This is a genomic window from Cohnella sp. GCM10020058, from assembly GCF_042683485.1.
In the GTDB taxonomy this organism is placed as follows: domain Bacteria; phylum Bacillota; class Bacilli; order Paenibacillales; family Paenibacillaceae; genus Cohnella.
Genome location: NZ_JBHUJV010000017.1, coordinates 198,130 through 215,855, shown reverse-complemented (window position 1 = coordinate 215,855; position 17,726 = coordinate 198,130). Strand labels below are relative to the sequence as shown.

Genomic DNA, 17,726 nt, shown 5'->3' with positions numbered 1-17,726 from the left:
TAAAAATCAATTCGGCGATGTCCCTATACATGACGGCGCCCTTTAAGACTGTATACGTAGGCCAACACTTCCGCGACAGCTTGGAACAAATCGGCAGGGACGGCGTCCCCGATATCTGTCCGCTGATAGAGCGCTCGTGCCAGCGGCTTATTTTCCATTGTCATAACTCCATTTTCTTTTGCGATCTGGCGAATCCGGAGCGCCAGATAATCCTGGCCTTTTGCGATCACCCTCGGCGCATCCATTTTGGATGCGTCGTATTGCAGCGCGACAGCGAAGTGAGTCGGGTTGGTGATGATGACGTCGGCCTTCGGCACTTCCTGCATCATGCGCATAAGCGCTAGGCGGCGCTGCTTTTCTTTAATTTTGCCTTTGATGAGCGGATCGCCGTCGGCGTTTTTAGCTTCGTCCTTAATGTCCTGCTTGCTCATCTTAAGACTTTTGTCATGCTCGTATTTGTGATAGTAAAAATCTCCGATGGCCAGAGCAAACAGCGTAACGCCTACCAGCAACCCGAGCCTGACGGTCAGACTCGCCGCAAAGGAAAATATATCTTCCACGGGCACATAGGCAAGCGCCATGATCTTATCGCGCTCCGCCCATATCGTCGTATAGACGATCATGCCGACGGCCAACAGTTTCAAAGAGCTTTTTAACAGTTCCATAATCGAACGAAGGCCGAATAAATTTTTGAGACCGTTCAGCGGATTAAGCTTGCCGAACTTAGGCTGCAGCGGCTGAAGAGTGAAAAGCCATCCGATCTGCGCGTAGTTCGCGCCGAGCGCGATGATGATCGTGACGATCAAAATTGGAGCAAGGATCAGTAGCAATTGAAGGACGTAGTTGGCGAACAGGCCCATGACATTGGCGTCAGTCACTTCCATTGACAACTGCCGTCTGAAAACATCTCCGAACAATGCGAATACCCGCTCGTGAAAAAAAGGCCCTAACGCCATCAGGATACAAACCGTTCCGACTAAAATAATGGAGCTGGCAATTTCGGAACTCTTGGCAACCTGACCTTTTTTCCTGGCGTCATTATATTTTTTCGCTGTCCCTTTTTCCGTCTTTTCCCCGGCGAATAGCTGCAGATCCATCCGCAAACGATTGGCTGTCAACGATTCATCTTCCCTTCGCGGCGGTACCTACCGATTCAACCGGATGAAGTGGCCTTCATGATGACGAACATCTTCTCGAGCGTGCTGAACATACGATCGAATATGATCTGGAAAAGCGTGCTGAAACCGGGCATTAATAAAATCAAGAGGGCCAACCCTATCAAAAGCTTGATTGGAACGCCGATAACAAAGACATTGTATTGAGGAGCCGTACGCGCCAAAAGACCGAGTCCAATATCCGTAATAAACATCGCGACGACCAAGGGAGCAGCAATCTGCAGTGAGAGCATAAATGTATCCGCGAACGTCCGAACGAGAAATTCCGTTAAACGTCCCTCGTATACCGTTTGAAACATAGCGTTTTCAAGCGGCAGCCATTTGTAGCTGTTCATAATCGCGCCTAGCAGGTAATGGTGACCGTTCATCGATAAAAATACCAGCATCATCAGCATGTATTTTAAATTGCCGAAAAGCGGAGCCGACACACCTGATATGGGATCCAAAATATTGGCCATCCCCAGTCCGATTTGCATATCGATAAAAGTACCCGCCGTTTGAATCAAACTGAAGAAAAGTGAAGCCGTATAACCGATGAAAAGGCCTGCAATAATCTCCTTCAGCACCGCTAAAATATAAGTGGCATCCGTCGGCACGGGATTATCGAAACCTACGGTTAAAAATACGAGCAATGCAATAAAAACGCTTATCGCAGCCTTAAACGGACCCGGCAATGAACGAGACGAGAAAATCGGCGCAACGACAACAAAGGCAGATATTCGACAAAGAACGAGCATATAGGCAGGGAACAACTGCATGACTTGATCGGTTGTCATGTCATCCGATATAACTCGACAGATTGCCGAGCAAATGACTTGTGAAATCAACCATCGTATTTAACATCCAAGGTCCGAAAACTAGAATGGCCACAAAAACGGCTACAATTTTAGGAATAAAAGCAAGCGTCTGCTCCTGGATCTGCGTCGTTGCTTGAAATATGCTGACGAGCAGGCCCACGACAAGACCGATGACCAACATGGGCGCACTCACTTTAAGAACGGTGAACAACGCTTGTCCGGCCAATCCGATTACGAATTCCGCACTCACTAGCGATCTTCCCCTCTTGCTCCATCAAGTTTGAAAACTTGTCAGGAGCGATTTGACGATCAGATACCAACCGTCCACGAGCACGAATAACAGGATCTTGAACGGAAGCGAGATCATGACGGGGGGCAACATCATCATCCCCATGGCCATCAATGTACTGGCGACGACCATATCGATTACGAGAAAGGGGATAAAAATCATGAATCCCATTTGAAATGCGGTCTTGAGTTCGCTAATCGCGTATGCGGGCACAAGCACCGTGATCGGAATATCCTGATACGATGCCGGCTTCGCCGTCTTGGTGTAATTTAAAAATAACAGCAAGTCTTTCTCGCGCGTATGTTTGTACATAAAAGCCTTAATGGGTACCGAAGCTTTCTCCAAAGCGACCGTCTGAGTGATCTCGCCTTTAAGGTACGGCTGAACCGCCTGTTCGTTCACTTGCGAGATCGTTGGAGCCATGATAAAAAAGGTCAAAAACAGCGCAAGACCGATTAACACTTGATTTGGCGGTGTCGTCTGAGTGCCTAGAGATGTACGAACAAATCCGAGTACGATAACAATTCGCGTAAAACTCGTCATAAGCACCAGGATAGAAGGCGCCAAACTGAGCACGGTCAGCATCAGCAGCAGCGACAACGACGAAGCGCCAACAGGCTGACTGCCGTCACCGGCGGTGATGCTGATGATCGGTTCGGCATAAACGGACGAGGCTGCGGCGAAAAGCGTGCCGGAGCTCAATAGGATACTGTACATCAATTTGCGTGTCATGGTTCTTCCGTCCGATCCGCTGGCCGGCTGTCCGACAGCAGGTGATCAACCTGCTGCTTGCGCTCGGACAGCTGGCGCAGGCGTTTTTCCAACGTTTGTTCAAAGCTGCTTGTATCCGGTCCGTTGTCGACGGCTTTGGAAATTCCTGAATTGCCGCCTCTGCGGTTCAGCCATTGCTTGAGCCAAGGAGGAACCGGAGACTTGGCGGACGCATCGGCATTATCATATTGGGCGATAAGCGCCGCCACGACTTCAGGGTCGGTGATTGACTCCAGGAGCTGTACGTTTTCCCCGACGCCGAGCACGTAGATGCGATTGTTCCATTCAACGACCTGCATCGATTTGTTCGTGCCGAGCGTCAATCCGCCGAGAGACCGCAGAGATCGGTTGATCCACCACCCGCGGTTGCGCTTGCCGACGAATCGAAGCAGCATCACGATACCGCCGATCATCAGCAGGAGCACGAGCAGCACCCACAACATATCCCAAGATGATGTCATGCCGTTCAGTCGCCGATCAACCCAGCGTTTTTTTGATCGCTTCGATTACGCGGTCCGCTTGGAATGGCTTCACGATAAAGTCTTTGGCTCCCGCCTGGATCGCGTCTATGACCATCGCTTGCTGGCCCATTGCGGAGCACATGATGACTTTTGCGTTGGAATCCATTTTGCGGATTTCTTTCAGCGCTGCTATTCCGTCCATTTCGGGCATCGTAATGTCCATCGTTATGAGATCCGGGGACAGTTCCTTGAATTTCTCGATCGCCTGCGAGCCGTCCTGCGCCTCGCCTACGACCTCATAACCATTTTTCGTCAAGATGTCTCGAATCATCATGCGCATGAATGCTGCGTCGTCCACGACCAAAATACGATTTGCCATAACGATTTCCTCCTAGGATGCTGATTATTGGATTTTTTGAACGCGGTCCCACTGACTGACGATGTCGGTAACCCGAACGCCGAAGTTTTCGTCAATGACGACGACCTCACCTTTGGCGATCAGCTTGTTGTTGACCAGAATATCCACCGGCTCACCGGCAAGCTTGTCCAACTCGATAATCGAGCCTTGAGACAACTCGAGAATATCCTTAATCTGTTTATGCGTCCGGCCCAACTCTACTGTGACTCGTAACGGTATGTCAAGCAAAAGATTTAAATTTCCCTCGTCCGCGTGCGTACCGCCTCCTGTTGGGAATCCAGCAAACTGGACCGGCTGCACATTTACGTTGCGGCTGACAGGTCCGCCAAGTGTCTGAGGCTGTTGTGGCGGCATGGAAAACTGTTGCTGTGCGTACTGAGGTTGTGCATATGGTGGCTGAGCGTACATCGGCTGCTGCGGCGGGTATCCGAGCGGCGGGTATCCGGGCGGCGGGTATGCGCCAGGAGGCGGATACTCGTATGCAGGTTGCGCCGGAACTTGCGGAGCGGCAGCCTGCGGCGGCGGTGAAAACTGCTGCGCTTGGGCAGGCGGAGCGCTAGGCTGCGGTGCAGGTGCAGATCCTGCTGACGTGGATGCGGGAGCCGGAATCTCGTCCATACCTCCAATGAGCGAGTGAACAAGTTCTTTAGCGAAATCCACAGTCAAAAGCTGCATAATCGTCGAATCTATCAACTCACCGATTTTCAGGCGAAATGAGATTTTAACGAACACTTCGTCCGGCGGAATCTTTTCAATACCGGTATTTTTTTGAACGTCCATCACATCAACGGCCGGCGGAGAAATATTCACGAATCGATTAAATATCGTCGACATCGATGTCGCCGACGAACCCATCATTTGATTCATCGCTTCCTGAACCGCACTGATATGAATTTCGTTCAACTCTTCGGTCTGTACATTGCCCTCACCGCCGAGCATTAGATCTGCGATAACCTGAGCGTCATGCGTTTTGATAACGAGCGAGTTGATACCCTCAAAACCGTCTACATAATCAACATGCACTGCGACGTGCGGCCTTGGAAACTCACTAACGAATTTGTCTCGCGAGATCATGGAGACTTTAGGCGTCGTAATGTCTACCTTTCTGCTGAGCAGAGTCGATAGCGCGGTAGCCGCGCTGCCAAACGTAATATTTCCGATCTCACCGAGAGCATCTTGTTCCAGCGGCGTAAGAAAGTCGTCTATATGCATCTCCGCCTTAGCAGCGGGCGCTTCTTCCTGGTCGCCGGCAGATTGTCTCAACAGGGCGTCGATCTCCTCCTGAGACAAGTAATCCTTACTCGTCATGGGCTTCTTCCACTCCTTCGTCAATGATCTCGAGGATTTGGATCGCGATTTTATCTCGAACCGTACCGGGGCTGCCGATATACTTTAGCTTATCCCCGACTTTAATATCCAGGCCGCTATCGACACTCTTTCCGAGCGTAATGACATCACCGACACCTAGATTTAAAAATTCGTGAATCGAGATTTGAGAGGATCCAAGTTCCGCCGCGATCGGCAGCTTAGCCTTCGTGACCCGTTGCTCAAGCTGCTTGAACTCTTCAGGCGCCCGCGATTTTTTTTGGGAAACGAACCAATGATGCACGGATAACTTTGACATGATCGGCTCAATTACAACGTGCGGTATGCACAGATTAATCATACCGGTCGTATCGCCAATCTTTGTGCTAAGCGAAATCAAGGCAATCGTCTCATTCGGAGAAACGATCTGCATGAATTGCGGATTCGTCTCAAGGGCTTCGAGCCGCGGCTCAATATCAATGACGGTCCGCCAAGCCTCCTGCAGCGTCTCGAGCGCCCGACTGAATATTTTTTCCATGATGATATTCTCGATCTCGGTCAAACTGCCGATTTTGGTCGGAGCCGAACCGACTCCCCCCAGTAATCTGTCAAGCATGGCGAATGCTACATTGGGGTGCACTTCTAGTACCATGCGTCCCTCGAGCGGTTCCGCTTCAAAAATATTCAGAATCGTCATTTTCGGAATGGAGCGGATGAATTCGTCGTAAGGCAGCTGTTCGACCTGTACGACATTGATCTGCACGAACGTCCGCAGTTGAGCCGAAAAATAAGTCGTCAGAAAACGCGCGAAGTTCTCATGTATTCGGGTCAGGCTTCGAATGTGATCTTTGGAGAATCGCGTCGCCCGCTTAAAATCATAAGCTCTTATTTTTTTCTGTGTATCCTCCTTACGAAGCTCTTCCGCGTCCATTTCGCCAGAGGACAGCGCGGCCAGCAAGGCGTCAATCTCGTTTTGCGAAAGAACGTCAACCAATTTTTTTCACCCCTCTCCCGTATTCGGCGAGACTCACAGTTCTTGCATTAAGAAATTCGTAATCCCAATTTTAGCGACCTTTCCCTTAGTGAGAACCGGATTGATTTCATTCAGCAGCTCGGCTACCAGTTCGTCTTTTCCCTTCGTGCCTTGCATTTCTTCAGGCGTCGTACTCCAAAGCGCGCGATTTATGATAGGCTTAATGACACTTTCCTTAATCTCATCGAACTCAGCCTTCGCTTTTGCGTTGTCTAGTTGAAATGTAAAGCCGAAAATTACAATGAAGTTCGTGTCTGACAAGTTCGTTTTTATATCGTTTAAATCGGATGTGACCTTGCTCCGTTCTTCCGCGGAGAGCGCTTCGGCCTCTACATGCTTCACGCTCTCCTGTACTGCCGTTTCCGTATCAACGGCGTCTTTCTTGCCGAAGAAGGTGGACCAGGAATAGAGCCCGGCAATTACGATAAGCGTAATCGCCAGAAGCAGAGATACAAGCCAAGGCAACATTTTTTTCATGAAGAAGCTCCCTCCGTCTGCGTATCGGACGAACTCGTGAGCGCAGCCATCATGCCAATGCTTCGCAAGTAATGGCGAATGGAGCGGATCACATCCGAACTATTTTCGACGACGATGTATTTTTTGCCCGTCGTCAGCGTGACGAGCGTATCCGGCGTCTGCTCTACTGATTCAATCAGTAAGGCATTAATAAAAAATTGTGTGCCGTTAAGCCGAGTGACGGCAATCATGGGAATCCCTCCGTAAATGGGGAGGGATTCCCCCTCCCGCTGTGATTCTAGTTGTTAAAACCAATATCATGCTAGCGTTTAACGCTTGAGGTTTACAACTTCCTCCAGAATGGAGTCGGAGGTCGTAATAATGCGAGAGTTTGCTTGGAATCCACGTTGCGCTACGATCATTTCGGTAAATTCGCTTGTCAGATCTACGTTCGACATTTCCAGCTGACCTGCAACGATAGTCCCTGTTCCGCGCTCCGCGTCTTGCGCAGTTCCCAGGTTTAGCTCACCTTCCGGATTCGCGTTCGATGTCACACGGTACAAATTTCCTCCGATTTTTTCCAGGCCACTCGGATTGACGACTTTGGCTACGCCGATCTGAATGCCGGTATCCGTCTGATTGCCGTCTTGATCGATCGAGACAATGCTACCGTTTTGAGAGATCGAGAACGAAGTTACGCCTTCATCCAATGTAATTGGAGCCCCTCCGTCGGCGGATACGACGAACATGCCGTCGCCGTTGACCAACTGTCGGTTAGCGTCGAGGGTAAAGTTTCCGGCGCGCGTCAGATAAGTGGCTTCGGAATCGCTGCTCGGCTTGACAGCGAAAAACCCATCTCCGTCGATCCGAAGATCGGTAGGCACGTTCGTAGTCATGGCGCTGCCCGCTGTATGCACGTTGTCAATGGATGCGACCGATACGCCCAGACCGATCTGCTTGGCGTTAACCCCGCCTGACGTACCTTCGACTGGGGAAGTAACTCCAGACATCGATTGGCTTAGAATGTCCTTGAACATGACGCGACCCGCTTTAAAACCGACCGTATTGACATTCGCGATGTTGTTGCCGATAACGTCGAGTTTGGTTTGGAATCCCCGCATGCCCGACACGCCCGAATACATGGAACGCAACATTATAATCCACTCTCCATTTAAGTTTTCTGCGCAGACGAACCGCTTCTGTCAATCCACGGTCCAGGCCCCCTCGGAAGGTCCAGCCCATTTCTGCTTGACTATTTTACGAAAACGGCGCTGTCTATGTTTGTAAATACATGCTGTAGGATCGATTTATCGTCCATTGCCGTTACGACGGTGCGGCTCGGTACATTTACGATTAAAGCCACATTTCTGTAAAGTACTAGCGAGTCTTTGGCGCCCTTGGCCGAAGCTTGATCCACTGCAGATGCAATCGCGCTCAATTGCTCGGGGCCGAGCTTGATGCCTCGCTGGGAAAGTCGCTGTTCGGCGTGATGACTAAATTTCAATGATTCGGCGGTCAGCATTGTCTTGAAGACACTGCTTTCAGGAGACTTGGATTCTTCCGTACTGCGCGGGCTCTGACGCGTTACCGACGTCAACGGGACGACAGCCCTGGCTGGGAGTCCGATGTTCAGACCGGATATCGGATCAATCACCCGTCTCCGCCTCGCCCTCCTGCGCGGCAATGGTCACGGACGTCAAGTCCGAGATCGCCACTTCGTCCTGACCGATTACGGCAAACTGGTCTCCGTTTTTCATTTTGATCGAATCGACGATACCAGACTTTGTTACCGTTGCTCCGTTCGTTGTCGAACCAAGCCATTCAACCTGCTTACCGATCAGGCTGGAGGCCAGCGCGGCGGACTGACTTAAGCTGTGCAATTCTGTCGCCATGTTCATCGTCTGTTCTAGTGACGAGAAAGTTGCCATCTGAGCGATAAAGTCTTTGTCCTGCATGGGCTCCATCGGATCTTGATTTTGAAGCTGAGTCAGCAGAATCTTCATAAATTGATCCTTGCCGAGCTCCGAGCTAGCTCCCGTGGCTTCTGTCTTGTTGAAGGTTGAATAATTTGACCAAACCGTTTTCGAGATTGTCGCCATTTTTCTGTCACCTCCCTGATTCGCTTTAAGCCGTTACGTTTAGAGCTCCCCCAAAGCCTGCTTCTCTTAACGTAGCGGAACGCTCAAGCTCTTCTTCGAATTCCTCCAGCGTCTCTACGCCGTCCGTCGACCGTTTGGCTTCACCGCCGCCAGTTTGCTGTCTGCGCTGCTCCTGATTCATAAACGACGGACTATCCGCAGTTTGCTGTTGCTGCTGAACGACTTCAACCCGTTCGATCTGTATACCTTGGTTCTGGAGCGACCCTCGCAGCTGTGCCATCTGATTTTCAAGCATTTCCTTGGCGGCTTCATTATGCGTAACGAATTGTGCGTTCAAGATACCATTTTGCATCGTGAGGCGAATCTGTACTTCCCCAAGGTGTTCCGGATGCAAGTTAATGTTTGCTTCTGATATCCCGTTCCCGCCGGTTAGCTTGAACTGTTTCACGAGAAATTTATTCATTTCTTCAGCAAACTGGTGTGCCGGGACTGTAGCAGGTCCTTGTTGCTTGACGCTCGATGCAAGGTCAGTCTTTACTTCTGCATCCTTAGAGATCGATTGCCAATTAAGATTCAAGCTCTGATCTTCCGTACTGACGCCAGCGTCTGCAGTCTTCTCCTGCTCAGAAGATGAGCTTTCGCCTTGCGTATATACGGAATGCAAATTCCAGTACACCACAGGCTCCTTGAACGCCGGTAAAACTTTCATGACGTCCGTTTGGCCCGTTTGCAGTGCACGTTGAATTGCTGTGCTGGCGTCAGCCATCTCTGTGGTTGACATTTGACCATTCTTCATTATTGAACGAAGATTCTTGATCGCATCGCTCAACGCGGGCAATAAAATTGCAGCTTGAATCTGTTCAGCAGGCGAATCCACGATCGTCGTCCCGTAATGAAAATCGCCGGCTCCCGTTAAGTTCCCCACCTGTTGCGATTGACTGGCATTTTGCTGCAGCATCGCTTGAAGGTTGGCTAGCAGTTCAGCCATTTTCTCGAACATCGAATCAGACGTTTGATCGTCTTGTCCGACCTGGGCAAGCTTCTCCTCCAACCCATCCAGCATTTGGGCAAGCTGTGTCTCCCCTTCGCTAGACGCTGCATCGGCCGACTCTCCAGACGGAGCCATAAGTGCAGCGGACAGCATGCCGAGCAATCCAGCCGTCTGATTGGGCGCCGCAGCGTTCTTGCCGTCTGCCGGACCTGCCGCATCGATTTTTTGCACCAGTACGCCTTGGAAAATCCCGCCTGCCGCTGTCGCCTTAGAAGCGCCGGCGCCCCCCGCATTCGTGGAGGAAGCTGCGTTTGTCGATTGAATATTCATCTTTTTCACCTCCCTTCCAATGTGCTGGTCAATCTTTTTGTTTAAGAGTTCGCCGGTACGAGCTTGCTTACCAGCGACGCGGTCTTCTCTGCGTCCTTTTGCGACATCGCGGCGAGCACGCTGGATCTGGCGTTGTTCGTCATCGCGCTCAGGATGCGCAGCGTTTTCGTCTGCTCGGACGCAGACATTTTGAGAAGCAGCTCCGCAGCGCTAGCCGCGTCCATGGAAGAGAAGGTACTTGCCAGCGCCGAGCTGTCGAGCGAGCTCGAAGCCGTCTTCGTCTTGTTCTCGAGCTCCTTGACCCTTGCCTGCAGCGCTGCGATCTGCTGGTTGGTCACGCCGTCGGAATCTTTGAGTCTCATCGTAATATCGGCCGCCACGGCAGGCGTCATCTTCTCGAGGATACGGCCTCTGGAAGTATCGTTCATCGCCCCCATAACGAGCGCCGCCTCTTCCGCCGTTAAGCTTTCCATAATCGGAGCAGCCTTGCCCGGCGTCATTTTGCCATACATATCAGCTAGCGAACGAATCTTGGCCTGATAGGCGTCTTGGTTGATCTGATGATCGCTCGACTGCTTGTCCAGCGCAGCGATCTTCTCCTGGAGCTCCGCGATCGTCTTTTGCTGCGTGACGCTTTTGGCATCCGAAGCTTTGAGCGCGGCGTCGCGCTGAGTCAGCAGCGCCTGCAGTTCAGCCAGCTTTTGCCTGGCCTCGCTCACCGACTCGACCTGCGACTGCTGCGCCGGATCCTCCGTGCTCTTCACGTCGGGAACGAGCGAATTGATGACCGGTATTTGATTGCCGATCTTCTGCGCCTTCTCTCGCAATGCCGGATTGAAGATGATCAGGAGAACGAAGAGCAATATCGCCGTAAAAATGATAGGCGTAATAAAAAACAGAAAACGTTCAAAGCCGGAATAGCCGTTTTTTTCCGCGCTGGCATCCGCCACGGCCTTCCCCTCCATTCATCGAGCTGACTAAGTTACCTTCTGGCAGAAGCTCTCCGCAGCGCGATTTCGTCCAGCTCGTTCTGCTCGCGGATGAGCGCTTCTTGACGGTACTTTTGCAGCGATTTGGAGCGTGCGTTCTGCCATACCTTCTCGTCCACCATCTTGTCGGTGAGGAAAACCTGACGCTGCTGGACATGCTCTTCGGCCGCTCGCACGCCTTGTCTTTGTTGCCTGATCCTGTCGTCCAAAAAAGAGATGTAATCCTGCAGCAGGTGAAGCTCGGCAAGCGCCGTCGGTTGTGACGAGCGTTCGGACAGCTCCTGTTCGTAAGCGCCGCGCTCTTGGCGGAGCTGATCGAGCTGCTCTTCTTCGCTTCTTAGGCGTCCGAGCGACGCGGCATACTCCCATTCCGCCATCGACTTTTCGCTTCCCTTAAGATCTACGATCTTTTGCAATGGATATCGGAATCGCAAGACCATTCAGCCTCATCTCTTGTAGAAGTCAATGACCAGCCGTTCCTGCGCCTGCTCCAGCGTCAGCTTTTCCGACGTGCGCTGCCTGCAGTAATCGTTGATGACGTCGATAAATTGAATCGCTTTATCGATCTGGGGATTCGTACCCCGCTGATAAGCACCGATATTGATCAGATCCTCCGAATCGCGGTAAACGGATAACAGTCGCTTCAATTGCTCTGCCGCTTCCTGCTGCTCGCTCGCTACGATATCTTTCATTACGCGGCTGATGCTCGCCAGCACGTCGATCGCCGGAAAATGTCCTTTGTGGGCCAAATGCCTGCTCAAGACGATGTGACCGTCCAAGATGCCACGCACGGCATCCGCGATCGGCTCGTTCATATCGTCGCCGTCCACAAGGACGGTATAAAACGCGGTAATCGATCCCGCAACGCCCGTGCCCGCTCGCTCGAGCAGCTTGGGCAGCGCCGCGAATACCGAAGGCGTATACCCGCGCGTGGCCGGCGGCTCCCCGATGGCGAGTCCCACCTCGCGCAGCGCCATCGCGTATCGCGTAACCGAATCCATCATCAGCATGACATTCATGCCGCGGTCTCTGAAATACTCCGCGATCGATGTTGCGATCAGCGCTCCCTTGATGCGGATCAATGCCGGCTGGTCGGATGTCGCTACGATAACGACCGACCGTTCAAGGCCTTCCGGCCCGAGATCCCGCTCGATGAACTCGAGCACTTCCCGTCCGCGCTCCCCGATCAGGGCAATGACATTGACGTCGGCCGATGTGTTGCGCGCAATCATGCCAAGCAGCGTGCTCTTGCCGACGCCGGAGCCGGCGAATATCCCCATCCGTTGTCCTTGTCCGACGGTTAGCAAACCGTCGATGCAGCGCACGCCTGTGCCCAGCGGATCCGTAACGCGCGGACGCTTGAGCGGATTGCTCGGCACGCTCTGCGTCGAATATCGAGGCATCCGCGCGGGCAGCCTGGCGCCGTCGAGCGGTCGGCCGAGCCCGTCGAGCACTTGTCCCAGCAGCTCGGAGCCGACCTGCACGGTCAACGGTCTGCCGGTCGCGACGACATCGCAGCCCGGTCCGATCGCCTGGAGCTCGCCCAGCGGCATTAACAGTACCCGGTTGTCGCGAAAACCGACGACCTCCGCCTCGATCGGAGCCCCGCCCCGAACCGGATAAATGAGACAAACTTCGCCGATCGCCGCATCCGGTCCTTCGGATTCGACGGTGAGGCCGATAATCTGCGCCACTTTTCCGTTGACGCGAACCGGGTCGATATGCTTCAACGCCTCGGTGTACTTGCCGAGATCAAGCGCCATCAACTGTCGCCCCTTCTTCGGAGGAGTGCGCCGCGATCTGCAGCAGTTCTTCGCGAATCGCCTCCAGCTGCGTATCGACCCGCGCATCGATGCTGCCGTAGGCAGAACGGATCACGCAGCCGCCGCCCCGCACCGTTGGATCCGGAACGATCTGAAGCTCCGCTTGGGAATCGACGGAGAGCGCGAGCTCATCCTTGGCCGCCTCTACGAATTCGAACTGCTCCGGCGCGACGCACAGCGTAATCGTTCCCTGCTCCTTGCGCCGTGCCAGTGCCTGCTTCATCAGGTCCAGCGCCGTCTCTGGCGCGCTTTCCAGCGTGCCGCGCACGATTTTCCCCGCGATATCGCAGCTAAGCTCAACGACGAATTGCTCCGCTTCAGCGATAATTCTCGCCTTGGCTTCATAGGCTTGCGTTACGACACGCTGCGCCTCTTGCAGCATCTGATCCAACCTTGCCATTGTCTGATGCTCCGCCTGCTCGCTGCCGCTTGCAAAGCCTTCCTCATAGCCGCTCCGTTTAGCCTCTTCGACGTATTCGGCATCTTCCGATCTGCGGGCTTCCCACCATGCCGCGATTTGCGCCTCGGCATCCGTCTGGAACTGATTCGATTGTTCCGCCGCAGTTTGAAGAATCTGCCGCGCCGTCTCCTCGGCATCCTCGAGGATCCGGTCCTTCAATGCCAGCGTTTGTTCGTCGGGCGCGTCGTCAACTGCCGCTTCCCCGCCGTTCGTCTTGGACTGCTGCGCGACGAAGCGTATCTGCTCCAGCCGCTTAAGCTCGTCCAACGATATAACGTGCGAGGATTTGATCAGATTAGACAATAATATCGTCTCCTCCGCCGCGAGCGATGATGATCTCGCCGGATTCCTCGAGCCTGCGGATCGTCGCTACGATGCGCGTCTGCGCCTCTTCGACGTCGCGCAGCCGTACAGGCCCCATGTACTCCATTTCCTCTCTGAACGTTTCGGCCATCCGCTTGGACATGTTGCGGAAGATCGCGTCCCGGACTTCCTCGCTCGCCACCTTGAGTGCGAGCTGCAAATCTGCGCTCTCCACGTCGCGTATAATACGCTGGATCGAACGATTGTCCAGGTTGACGATATCTTCGAAAACGAACATCCGCTTTTTGATTTCTTCCGCGAGCTCCGGATCCTGAATCTCCAGGGAATCGAGAATGGTCCGTTCCGTGCCGCGGTCTACGCCGTTCAGAATCTGTACGATCGATTCGATGCCGCCTGCGTTCGTATAGTCCTGCGTAACGGTGGAAGAAAGCTTTTGCTCGAGAACCCGCTCCACCTGAGCGATCACGTCAGGCGACGTGCTGTCCATGAGCGCGATTCTTCTGGCGACGTCCGCTTGTTTCTCCGTCGGCAGCGAAGACAGCACCGCCGAGGATTGTTCCGGCTGCAAATAGGAAAGCACGAGCGCGATCGTTTGCGAATTTTCGTTTTGTATAAAGTTTAGAATCTGCGTCGGCTCAGCCTTGCGGGCAAAGTCGAACGGCCTTACTTGCAGCGTTGCAGTCAGCCGGTTCAAAATGTCGTTTGCCTTTTGCGAGCCGAGCGCCTTCTCGAGAATTTCCTTGGCGTACGTAATACCGCCCTGCGTCAGATATTCTTGCGCTACGCAAATTTGGTGAAACTCGCTGAGGATGGACTCTTTTTCGTTATGATCGACTTTGCGTACGTTCGCGATCTCCAGCGTGAGCTGCTCGATCTCATCCTCTCGCAGATGCTTGAACACTTGAGCGGAAACTTCCGGCCCGAGCGTGATAAGCAGGATCGCCGCTTTTTGACGGCCGCTGAGCTGCATTTGCGTTCCTTTAGCCATGTATGCCACCTCTATTCATCCACCAGCCATGTACGCAATAGATTGACGAATTCGTCCGGTTTGCGCTTGGCGAGCCCTTCAAGCTGCTTGCGCACCTGGCTCTCGTTCGTGACGCTCTCGATATCGATCGTCGGCAATTCTGAGCGAGGCGCGTCGAGCTGCTCTTGCGCCGCCGCCGCCAACTCCGCTTCCCTTGCATTCTTTCGTCTTCTGTATACCAGATATCCGGCACCGCCCAGCACAGCAAGCGCAGCAACGCCGATGCCTGCCAGCCAAAGCGACGAAGCCGATACGCCGCCGCTCCCGGCGGAATCGTTCGAAAATTGTTGAGATACGACCGACACGCGGTTCGCAAGATCCGTGTCTGTCAGCGACTGCCCGGAATCCGCGAGCAGGATCCGCACATTGTTGCGAAGCATCTGCTCCAGCTGCGTCTGCTTTTCGGGCGTCATGACGGTCGAATCGACCGCTACGCTGATTGCTAGGTCCTTAACCTGGTAAGGCGCATAAGAGATACTCGTCGTTTCCCGGCTCGGCTCGTAGTTCGTCGTACCGCTCGTGCTCTCCGAGCTGGCCGTCCCGCTTGTGCCGCCGGACGGATAGTTAGGCACGTCCGTCGAGCCCGTGCCTGCGACGCCGCCTGCCGTACCCGTACCGCCAGTCGTGGACTCGCTTTGCGTCTGTTCGCTGATGATAATGCCCTTGTTGTCGTTGTTATCGAGCGGCTTGACCAGATTGAGCTGCGTGGAGCGTTGGTCGAAGTTGAGCGTCGACACGACGCTGACGACGAAGTTATCCATGCCGACCGTCTTGGCCAGTATTTGCTGGATATTGGTCTTCACGCCGCTCTCGTATTGCTTCTGGATGGCGAACTGCTCGTCGAGCGCACTGCCGCCGACTGCCCCCGTCCCGCCCAGCTTGGCGGACGGTGCAAGGTCTCCCGTCGTGCTCGTGATGGTGATGCCGTCATAGTTGAGGTTAGGAACCGATGTTTTTACCAGCTTGTAGTAGCTGTCGATCTCTTCTTGCTTGGGCCGGTAGCCGGGCTTGAATGTGATCTGAACGGAGGCCGTGGCCAGCTCCTTGTCGGAATCGTTCAGAAACACGGACTCCTCGGGAAGGTTGATCAGCACTTTCGCCTTCTTGACGCCCTGCATGCCTTGGAGCAGCTGCTGCACTTCGCCGTTAAGCGCGTTGCGGTATTTGACCTTGAACTCCTGATCGGTCGTACCGATCGTCGAGGAGGATTGGCTGAGTTCCGCAAAGCCGATGCTGCCGTTCTGCACGAGCCCCTGGGAGCCGACATCGACTTTGACCTTGTCCGCGGAAGCGCTCGGCACGGAAATGCTTGTACCGCCGTTGCCGAGCTTGTAGGGAATGCCGCTTCCGTTCAAATATTCCATAATGGCCGACGCGTCGCCGCTGTCGAGATCTTGAAAGGCCAACTCGTATTCGGTACGCGTAAGCATATAGGAAATAAAAATAATAAAGATCAGAATGAATGCTGCGGATGAAGCTAAAATCCATTTTTGCTTTTTGCTGTATTGATTCCAAAAGCCGATCAGTCTGTCTCTCAAGCGGGCCCATCTTTCGTTCACAATTTCACCTCATCTGCGGACTTTGGATGCTCGTCTAACCCAAGTTACATCTGCATCCGCATGACTTCTTGGTAGGCCTCGACCACTTTATTGCGAACCTGAGCGGTCATCTCGAGACTGAGTTCGGCTTTTGTAGAGGCAATCATTACATCACTCACGTCCGCTTGTCCCACTAAAAATCGATCCGTCACATCATGAGAATTTTGCTCTTGGGAAGCGACGCTTTCTACGGCTTTTTTCAGGAAGTCCGCGAAGCTCGCAGTCGCCTCGGAAGGCGTCGTTCCAGCCTGCGTGTTTTGAAGCTGGGACATCGAAGCGGCGGAAATGCCGGAGGCGCCCAAAAGATTATTGATAATCATGTTTCAATCCATCCTCGCGTGGGTAATGACGTTCAAGAGAACTAAGATCAATTACATAATTAAGAGGATCTGCCGATCTCCAACGTTTTGGAGAACATAGATTTGCTGGCATTGAGGGCCGTGACGCTTGCTTCGTAGGAACGCGTGGCCGAGATCATGTCGACCATTTCCTTCAATACGTCGACATTGGGCATGCTCACCATGCCGTTCGCGTCAGCGTCCGGATGCGTAGGATTGTAGACTTGCTTGAATGGCGTCTGATCGTCGGTAATAGCCGTGACCTTTACGCCCTGGGCGCCCGTAGCGTCCAATTTGTCGTTCAGCATGTTCTGAAAAGTCGTGTCGACAGGAGCGACTTCTACCATTTTCCGTCGGTACGGTACGAATTTGCCGTCGACATACGAAGCGCGCGTCGTTTCCGCGTTGGCAATGTTCGACGAGATGACGTCCATGCGCAGTCTTTGCGCAGTCAAGGCGGAAGCGCTGATATCGAAGCTTCCCAGGATCATTAATGCCCCTCCTCGATGGGTGTTTCTTAAAATTTGATGCTACCGTTTATTTACCCATTCCTGTGCGCATCATCTTAACATCATGGTTCAGTTGTTGAATATATAAGTTATAGCGCAATTGGTTTTCGGCTAGCTTCGTCATCTCGCTGTCGATATCCACGTTGTTGCCGCTGTTGTTAAACACTGTTGTCTTATCTGACAGCACCTGCGCGTCCGGAATCGAGCCCGAAGCGCCGATCGCGATATGCCTCGCGTCTGTTCGTTTCCCGATTAATGTCGAATTGCCGCCGTTCATCGCCTGACTGAGCAACTGCTCGAATTGAACGTCCGACCGTTTAAAATTAGGCGTATCGACATTGGCCACATTGTTTTGCAGAACGCTTTGTCTTAACGAAGCCGCGTGCAATGCGCCTTCGAGCCGCTGGTAGCTGACGCCGCTCAGCAAATCCATGTCTCTACCCCCTTTATTAAAAATCTATCACTTCTCTAATAATAACTTCGTCCTGCAATTCCAAAATCCTCTTTTTTTTCGACAAAGTCTTCACATGGCG

General features: G+C 53.0%; 23 protein-coding genes. All 23 read right to left on the bottom strand.

Features of this window, described 5'->3' with window-relative positions:
• Positions 1 to 23: 23 nt before the first annotated feature.
• Complete coding sequence (gene flhB / locus ACFSR7_RS28455) at positions 24 to 1,097, bottom strand: flagellar biosynthesis protein FlhB (RefSeq protein ID WP_378168181.1); 1,074 nt, start codon at positions 1,095 to 1,097, stop codon at positions 24 to 26.
• A gap of 56 nt (positions 1,098 to 1,153) precedes the next feature.
• On the bottom strand, positions 1,154 to 1,951 hold the full coding sequence (gene fliR, locus ACFSR7_RS28450) for a flagellar biosynthetic protein FliR (protein WP_378167496.1): 798 nt from the start codon (positions 1,949 to 1,951) through the stop codon (positions 1,154 to 1,156).
• Between the two features lies 1 nt (position 1,952).
• Entirely contained in the window at positions 1,953 to 2,222 is a 270-nt protein-coding gene (fliQ, locus tag ACFSR7_RS28445) for a flagellar biosynthesis protein FliQ (protein WP_277535755.1), read from the bottom strand.
• A gap of 24 nt (positions 2,223 to 2,246) precedes the next feature.
• Positions 2,247 to 2,978, bottom strand: a complete 732-nt coding sequence (gene fliP, locus ACFSR7_RS28440; RefSeq protein WP_378168179.1) for a flagellar type III secretion system pore protein FliP — start codon at positions 2,976 to 2,978, stop codon at positions 2,247 to 2,249.
• Positions 2,979 to 2,989: 11 nt separating this feature from the next.
• Complete coding sequence (locus ACFSR7_RS28435) at positions 2,990 to 3,493, bottom strand: flagellar biosynthetic protein FliO (RefSeq protein WP_378167494.1); 504 nt, start codon at positions 3,491 to 3,493, stop codon at positions 2,990 to 2,992.
• 16 nt (positions 3,494 to 3,509) lie between these two features.
• Complete coding sequence (locus ACFSR7_RS28430; protein ID WP_090117377.1) at positions 3,510 to 3,872, bottom strand: response regulator; 363 nt, start codon at positions 3,870 to 3,872, stop codon at positions 3,510 to 3,512.
• A gap of 24 nt (positions 3,873 to 3,896) precedes the next feature.
• Positions 3,897 to 5,219, bottom strand: coding sequence for a flagellar motor switch phosphatase FliY (gene fliY, locus ACFSR7_RS28425; protein WP_378167492.1), 1,323 nt, complete (start codon positions 5,217 to 5,219; stop codon positions 3,897 to 3,899).
• Positions 5,209 to 6,210, bottom strand: coding sequence for a flagellar motor switch protein FliM (gene fliM, locus ACFSR7_RS28420; protein ID WP_378167490.1), 1,002 nt, complete (start codon positions 6,208 to 6,210; stop codon positions 5,209 to 5,211). Before fliM ends, fliY begins: the two co-directional genes overlap by 11 nt.
• Before the next feature lie 33 nt (positions 6,211 to 6,243).
• On the bottom strand, positions 6,244 to 6,726 hold the full coding sequence (locus ACFSR7_RS28415) for a flagellar basal body-associated FliL family protein (protein WP_378167488.1): 483 nt from the start codon (positions 6,724 to 6,726) through the stop codon (positions 6,244 to 6,246).
• A complete protein-coding gene (locus tag ACFSR7_RS28410) occupies positions 6,723 to 6,956 on the bottom strand; it encodes a flagellar FlbD family protein (protein WP_378167486.1) in 234 nt (77 codons plus the stop codon). The genes ACFSR7_RS28415 and ACFSR7_RS28410 overlap by 4 nt, the downstream gene beginning before the upstream one ends.
• A gap of 78 nt (positions 6,957 to 7,034) precedes the next feature.
• Positions 7,035 to 7,859, bottom strand: a complete 825-nt coding sequence (gene flgG, locus ACFSR7_RS28405; RefSeq protein ID WP_378167485.1) for a flagellar basal body rod protein FlgG — start codon at positions 7,857 to 7,859, stop codon at positions 7,035 to 7,037.
• 98 nt (positions 7,860 to 7,957) lie between these two features.
• Positions 7,958 to 8,356 (bottom strand): TIGR02530 family flagellar biosynthesis protein, encoded by a 399-nt coding sequence (locus ACFSR7_RS28400; protein WP_378168177.1) that lies wholly within the window; start codon positions 8,354 to 8,356, stop codon positions 7,958 to 7,960.
• Entirely contained in the window at positions 8,352 to 8,804 is a 453-nt protein-coding gene (gene flgD / locus ACFSR7_RS28395; RefSeq protein ID WP_378167483.1) for a flagellar hook assembly protein FlgD, read from the bottom strand. Before flgD ends, ACFSR7_RS28400 begins: the two co-directional genes overlap by 5 nt.
• A 25-nt stretch (positions 8,805 to 8,829) precedes the next feature.
• Entirely contained in the window at positions 8,830 to 10,125 is a 1,296-nt protein-coding gene (locus ACFSR7_RS28390) for a flagellar hook-length control protein FliK (protein ID WP_378167481.1), read from the bottom strand.
• 41 nt (positions 10,126 to 10,166) lie between these two features.
• Positions 10,167 to 11,075, bottom strand: a complete 909-nt coding sequence (locus tag ACFSR7_RS28385; RefSeq protein WP_378167479.1) for a MotE family protein — start codon at positions 11,073 to 11,075, stop codon at positions 10,167 to 10,169.
• A gap of 32 nt (positions 11,076 to 11,107) precedes the next feature.
• Positions 11,108 to 11,554: a flagellar export protein FliJ gene (fliJ, locus tag ACFSR7_RS28380; protein ID WP_378167477.1), complete on the bottom strand. Its 447-nt coding sequence runs from the start codon at positions 11,552 to 11,554 to the stop codon at positions 11,108 to 11,110.
• 6 nt (positions 11,555 to 11,560) lie between these two features.
• On the bottom strand, positions 11,561 to 12,877 hold the full coding sequence (fliI, locus tag ACFSR7_RS28375) for a flagellar protein export ATPase FliI (protein WP_378167476.1): 1,317 nt from the start codon (positions 12,875 to 12,877) through the stop codon (positions 11,561 to 11,563).
• Positions 12,867 to 13,700: a FliH/SctL family protein gene (locus ACFSR7_RS28370; protein ID WP_378167474.1), complete on the bottom strand. Its 834-nt coding sequence runs from the start codon at positions 13,698 to 13,700 to the stop codon at positions 12,867 to 12,869. The genes fliI and ACFSR7_RS28370 overlap by 11 nt, the downstream gene beginning before the upstream one ends.
• A complete protein-coding gene (fliG, locus tag ACFSR7_RS28365) occupies positions 13,693 to 14,709 on the bottom strand; it encodes a flagellar motor switch protein FliG (protein ID WP_378167473.1) in 1,017 nt (338 codons plus the stop codon). The genes ACFSR7_RS28370 and fliG overlap by 8 nt, the downstream gene beginning before the upstream one ends.
• Positions 14,710 to 14,720: 11 nt before the next feature.
• Positions 14,721 to 16,307, bottom strand: coding sequence for a flagellar basal-body MS-ring/collar protein FliF (fliF, locus tag ACFSR7_RS28360; RefSeq protein ID WP_378167472.1), 1,587 nt, complete (start codon positions 16,305 to 16,307; stop codon positions 14,721 to 14,723).
• 44 nt (positions 16,308 to 16,351) lie between these two features.
• Entirely contained in the window at positions 16,352 to 16,666 is a 315-nt protein-coding gene (gene fliE / locus ACFSR7_RS28355) for a flagellar hook-basal body complex protein FliE (protein WP_378167470.1), read from the bottom strand.
• Between the two features lie 59 nt (positions 16,667 to 16,725).
• Positions 16,726 to 17,175, bottom strand: coding sequence for a flagellar basal body rod protein FlgC (gene flgC / locus ACFSR7_RS28350; RefSeq protein WP_378114819.1), 450 nt, complete (start codon positions 17,173 to 17,175; stop codon positions 16,726 to 16,728).
• A gap of 46 nt (positions 17,176 to 17,221) precedes the next feature.
• Positions 17,222 to 17,626: a flagellar basal body rod protein FlgB gene (gene flgB, locus ACFSR7_RS28345; RefSeq protein WP_378114821.1), complete on the bottom strand. Its 405-nt coding sequence runs from the start codon at positions 17,624 to 17,626 to the stop codon at positions 17,222 to 17,224.
• Positions 17,627 to 17,726: the final 100 nt, after the last annotated feature.

Excerpts from the sequence above, each read along its gene's own strand:
- flhB (WP_378168181.1), bottom strand. The coding sequence starts at position 1,097 with ATGGATCTGCAGCTATTCGCCGGGGAAAAGACGGAAAAAGGGACAGCG.
- fliR (WP_378167496.1), bottom strand. The coding sequence starts at position 1,951 with ATGACAACCGATCAAGTCATGCAGTTGTTCCCTGCCTATATGCTCGTT.
- fliP (WP_378168179.1), bottom strand. The coding sequence starts at position 2,978 with ATGTACAGTATCCTATTGAGCTCCGGCACGCTTTTCGCCGCAGCCTCG.
- ACFSR7_RS28435 (WP_378167494.1), bottom strand. The coding sequence starts at position 3,493 with ATGACATCATCTTGGGATATGTTGTGGGTGCTGCTCGTGCTCCTGCTG.
- ACFSR7_RS28430 (WP_090117377.1), bottom strand. The coding sequence starts at position 3,872 with ATGGCAAATCGTATTTTGGTCGTGGACGACGCAGCATTCATGCGCATG.
- fliY (WP_378167492.1), bottom strand. The coding sequence starts at position 5,219 with ATGACGAGTAAGGATTACTTGTCTCAGGAGGAGATCGACGCCCTGTTG.
- ACFSR7_RS28415 (WP_378167488.1), bottom strand. The coding sequence starts at position 6,726 with ATGAAAAAAATGTTGCCTTGGCTTGTATCTCTGCTTCTGGCGATTACG.
- ACFSR7_RS28410 (WP_378167486.1), bottom strand. The coding sequence starts at position 6,956 with ATGATTGCCGTCACTCGGCTTAACGGCACACAATTTTTTATTAATGCC.
- flgG (WP_378167485.1), bottom strand. The coding sequence starts at position 7,859 with ATGTTGCGTTCCATGTATTCGGGCGTGTCGGGCATGCGGGGATTCCAA.
- flgD (WP_378167483.1), bottom strand. The coding sequence starts at position 8,804 with ATGGCGACAATCTCGAAAACGGTTTGGTCAAATTATTCAACCTTCAAC.
- ACFSR7_RS28390 (WP_378167481.1), bottom strand. The coding sequence starts at position 10,125 with ATGAATATTCAATCGACAAACGCAGCTTCCTCCACGAATGCGGGGGGC.
- fliJ (WP_378167477.1), bottom strand. The coding sequence starts at position 11,554 with ATGGTCTTGCGATTCCGATATCCATTGCAAAAGATCGTAGATCTTAAG.
- fliI (WP_378167476.1), bottom strand. The coding sequence starts at position 12,877 with ATGGCGCTTGATCTCGGCAAGTACACCGAGGCGTTGAAGCATATCGAC.
- fliG (WP_378167473.1), bottom strand. The coding sequence starts at position 14,709 with ATGGCTAAAGGAACGCAAATGCAGCTCAGCGGCCGTCAAAAAGCGGCG.
- fliE (WP_378167470.1), bottom strand. The coding sequence starts at position 16,666 with ATGATTATCAATAATCTTTTGGGCGCCTCCGGCATTTCCGCCGCTTCG.
- flgC (WP_378114819.1), bottom strand. The coding sequence starts at position 17,175 with ATGATCCTGGGAAGCTTCGATATCAGCGCTTCCGCCTTGACTGCGCAA.
- flgB (WP_378114821.1), bottom strand. The coding sequence starts at position 17,626 with ATGGATTTGCTGAGCGGCGTCAGCTACCAGCGGCTCGAAGGCGCATTG.